This window comes from Acinetobacter sp. Brlt_5 (genome assembly GCF_051949055.1).
GTDB classification, from domain to species: domain Bacteria; phylum Pseudomonadota; class Gammaproteobacteria; order Pseudomonadales; family Moraxellaceae; genus Acinetobacter; species Acinetobacter indicus.
Map to the genome: position 1 here is coordinate 1 of NZ_JAYJLP010000036.1, position 3989 is coordinate 3989.

Below are 3989 nucleotides of genomic sequence, written 5' to 3' on the forward strand. Positions count from 1 at the left end.
GGCACTGTTGCAAATAGTCGGTGGTGATAAACTTATCATCCCCTTTTGCTGATGGAGCTGCACATGAACCCATTCAAAGGCCGGCATTTTCAGCGTGACATCATTCTGTGGGCCGTACGCTGGTACTGCAAATACGGCATCAGTTACCGTGAGCTGCAGGAGATGCTGGCTGAACGCGGAGTGAATGTCGATCACTCCACGATTTACCGCTGGGTTCAGCGTTATGCGCCTGAAATGGAAAAACGGCTGCGCTGGTACTGGCGTAACCCTTCCGATCTTTGCCCGTGGCACATGGATGAAACCTACGTGAAGGTCAATGGCCGCTGGGCGTATCTGTACCGGGCCGTCGACAGCCGGGGCCGCACTGTCGATTTTTATCTCTCCTCCCGTCGTAACAGCAAAGCTGCATACCGGTTTCTGGGTAAAATCCTCAACAACGTGAAGAAGTGGCAGATCCCGCGATTCATCAACACGGATAAAGCGCCCGCCTATGGTCGCGCGCTTGCTCTGCTCAAACGCGAAGGCCGGTGCCCGTCTGACGTTGAACACCGACAGATTAAGTACCGGAACAACGTGATTGAATGCGATCATGGCAAACTGAAACGGATAATCGGCGCCACGCTGGGATTTAAATCCATGAAGACGGCTTACGCCACCATCAAAGGTATTGAGGTGATGCGTGCACTACGCAAAGGCCAGGCCTCAGCATTTTATTATGGTGATCCCCTGGGCGAAATGCGCCTGGTAAGCAGAGTTTTTGAAATGTAAGGCCTTTGAATAAGACAAAAGGCTGCCTCATCGCTAACTTTGCAACAGTGCCAGTTTTATTACGAACGTGTTTTGGGTGGACAACGGAAAACATATTTCATCGAAAGACCAAAAAAAGAAAAAACACTTCCTGTTGTGATGAGTGAAGAAGAAACCATTCGGGTACTACGCGCTATTGAAAACGTGAAACACAAGGCTATTCTGATGACTATTTATTCGGCAGGTTTGCGCATTTCTGAATGTATAAACCTGAAAATAAAAGACATTGACTCCAAGCGCATGCAAATTCGTATAGAACAGTCAAAAGGAAAAAGAGATCGTTATACCATTTTATCTGAGAAAACATTAATTATTTTAAGAACATACTTTATGGAATATAAACCAAAAGATTATTTATTTGAAGGTCAAAAAGGTGGCGCATACTCAAGCCGAAGTATTCAAAACATTTTTAAAGCAGCTGTTTTAAAAGCAAAGATTCAAAAGGAAGTTACTGTACATACCTTACGACATAGCTTTGCAACGCATTTGCTTGAGAATGGTACGAGTTTACGTTATATTCAATCGTTGTTAGGTCATTCAAGCAGTAAAACAACTGAGGTTTATACACATATTACCACCAAGGGAATGGAACAATTAAAAAGTCCGATGGATTTGTTAGATATATAGAAAGGATTTGTATATTTGAGCAAAACTTAACAAAAAGCACTATGAATATAAATCCTTTTGAGAGAGTAGAAACGAACGGTAAACGGTTGAAAACGGATTTGTCACTGATAATGAAAGGTTTAGCAAAATAAGATATAGTGGATATATACGCCATTTGGCGTATAGCCACTTGTTATGTGCCATTTTTGAATGACAATGCGAATAGATACAGACAAACAAATGAATTTACTTAGTGATAAGAACGTTGCAATAATTGGTGGTGGACCCGTTGGACTGACTATGGCAAAATTATTACAGCAAAACGGCATAGACGTTTCAGTTTACGAAAGAGACAACGACCGAGAGGCAAGAATTTTTGGTGGAACCCTTGACCTACACAAAGGTTCAGGTCAGGAAGCAATGAAAAAAGCGGGATTGTTACAAACTTATTATGACTTAGCCTTACCAATGGGTGTAAATATTGCTGATGAAAAAGGCAATATTTTATCCACAAAAAATGTAAAGCCCGAAAATCGATTTGACAATCCTGAAATAAACAGAAATGACTTAAGGGCTATCTTGTTGAATAGTTTAGAAAACGACACGGTTATTTGGGATAGAAAACTTGTTATGCTTGAACCTGGTAAGAAGAAGTGGACACTAACTTTTGAGAATAAACCGAGTGAAACAGCAGATTTGGTTATTCTTGCCAATGGTGGAATGTCGAAAATAAGGAGCTTTGTTACCGACACGCAAGTTGAAGAAACCGGTACTTTCAACATCCAAGCTGATATTCTTCAACCGGAAATAAACTGTCCCGGATTTTTTCAGCTATGCAACGGCAACCGATTAATGGCGGGACATCAGGGCATTTTATTGTTTGCCAATCCCAATAATAATGGTGCATTGTATTTAGGAATTAGTTTTAAAACGCCCGATGAATGGAAAAATAAAATTCCCTTAGATTTTCAGGACAGAAACAGCGTTGCCGATTTTTTATTGAAAAGATTTTCCAAATGGAGTGAAGTTTACAAACAATTAATACGTTCGGTATCAACATTTCAATGCTTGCCCACAAGGAAATTTCCTTTGAACAATGATTGGAAAAGTAACCGTCCATTACCCATAACAATGATTGGCGATGCTGCTCATTTGATGTCGCCTTTTGCAGGACAGGGTGTAAATACGGGATTATTGGATGCTTTGATATTGTCTGAAAACCTTACAAACGGAGAATTTACAAGTATTGAAAATGCCATCGAAAACTACGAACAACAAATGTTTGTTTATGCAAAAGATACGCAGGACGAATCGACAGAAAACGAAACCGAAATGTTTAGTCCCAATTTTTCGTTTCAAAAATTATTGAATCTATAAACAGTAAGAAAAAACGGCTACTAACAAGCAGTTTTGCAATAGTGGGGCAGAAGTGCAAAATTGAACTTGTGTGCTTCTATCAACTTTTGTACATTAGCTGCCAGTTTAAGATGGGTGCATTTGAGTATGCCCAAAGGAGCCCGCAAGTATGCGCAGGACGAAGCCAGTAGCCGCGCCGATGGTGGCGCGGGTCTATCTGCGCGTCAGCACCGACGCGCAGGACTTGGAACGCCAAGAGGCGATCACTACGGCCGCGAAGGCCGCCGGCTACTACGTCGCCGGCATCTACCGTGAGAAGGCATCCGGCGCACGCGCCGACCGGCCTGAGCTGCTGCGCATGATCGGCGACCTACAGCCCGGCGAGGTGGTCATTGCCGAGAAGATCGACCGCATCAGCCGCCTACCTTTGCCCGAGGCCGAGCGCCTGGTGGCCTCGATACAGGCCAAAGGCGCACGCCTGGCCGTCCCTGGCGTGGTCGATCTATCCGACCTGGCGGCCGAGGCCCAGGGCGTCGCCAAGATCGTGCTGGAAGCCGTGCAGATCATGCTTTTTCGCCTGGCCTTGCAGATGGCCCGCGACGACTACGAGGACAGGCGCGAACGCCAGCGCCAAGGCATTGAGTTGGCCCGCCAGGCCGGGCGGTACAAGGGCCGCCGTGCTGATCCGAAGCGCCGCGCCCAAGTTGTCGCGCTGCGCAAGTCCGGCTACAGCATCAACAAGACCGCCGAGCTGGCCGGGTACAGTGCGGCCCAGGTGAAACGGATATGGGCCGAGGTCAGCCAGGCCGAAGCGAAGCAGCACGGCGCGTTCGTGGAGGACGCATTGACGGAAGCCGATGCCCTGGCCGCTGTCGGCCAGGATGAGCGCCAGGAGGAAAGGGCATGAAGAAGCCGAACCAAGACGACGAGCCGTTTTTCATCACCGAGGAGATTGCGGCCGAAATGATCGCCGGCGGCTATGAGTTCGAGCTGCCGCCCATTCCTTGCACCATCCGCCTACGCGACGTGCTGGAGCGCATGACCGATGCTGAGCTAGCATTGCAGCCGGGCGAGATCGCCGACCAGGAGCGTGAACGCTGCCGGCGCAAGCCGTGTTCAACCTCATGATCTGGTCATGGTATTTTTCATGGCACTGAGCCTGATAGTTCTTGCAAATTGTTGTCACTAAAGGGTTTTGTGTGCTTGTTTACAATCGAGTG

Annotated in this window: 5 protein-coding genes; all 5 read left to right on the forward strand. The window is 46.8% G+C overall.

Going from position 1 to position 3989, the window contains the following annotated elements:
* Nucleotides 1-63 precede the first annotated feature (63 nt).
* The 5 genes from VF685_RS13900 to VF685_RS13920 all read left to right on the forward strand — a co-directional run bounded on the left by VF685_RS13900 (nt 64) and on the right by VF685_RS13920 (nt 3897).
* The gene (locus VF685_RS13900) at nt 64-768 is read left to right on the forward strand and encodes an IS6-like element IS26 family transposase (protein WP_001067855.1); all 705 of its coding nucleotides are present in this window, start codon (nt 64-66) and stop codon (nt 766-768) included.
* 72 nt (nt 769-840) lie between these two features.
* Nucleotides 841-1434: a tyrosine-type recombinase/integrase gene (locus VF685_RS13905; protein ID WP_205779272.1), complete on the forward strand. Its 594-nt coding sequence runs from the start codon at nt 841-843 to the stop codon at nt 1432-1434.
* 189 nt (nt 1435-1623) lie between these two features.
* Entirely contained in the window at nt 1624-2790 is a 1167-nt protein-coding gene (locus tag VF685_RS13910) for a tetracycline-inactivating monooxygenase Tet(X3) (protein WP_024160783.1), read from the forward strand.
* A 148-nt stretch (nt 2791-2938) separates the two neighbouring features.
* Nucleotides 2939-3676, forward strand: coding sequence for a recombinase family protein (locus VF685_RS13915; RefSeq protein ID WP_001366550.1), 738 nt, complete (start codon nt 2939-2941; stop codon nt 3674-3676).
* Nucleotides 3673-3897, forward strand: a complete 225-nt coding sequence (locus tag VF685_RS13920) for a hypothetical protein (protein WP_000743213.1) — start codon at nt 3673-3675, stop codon at nt 3895-3897. The genes VF685_RS13915 and VF685_RS13920 overlap by 4 nt, the downstream gene beginning before the upstream one ends.
* The last annotated feature ends 92 nt before the right edge of the window (nt 3898-3989 follow it).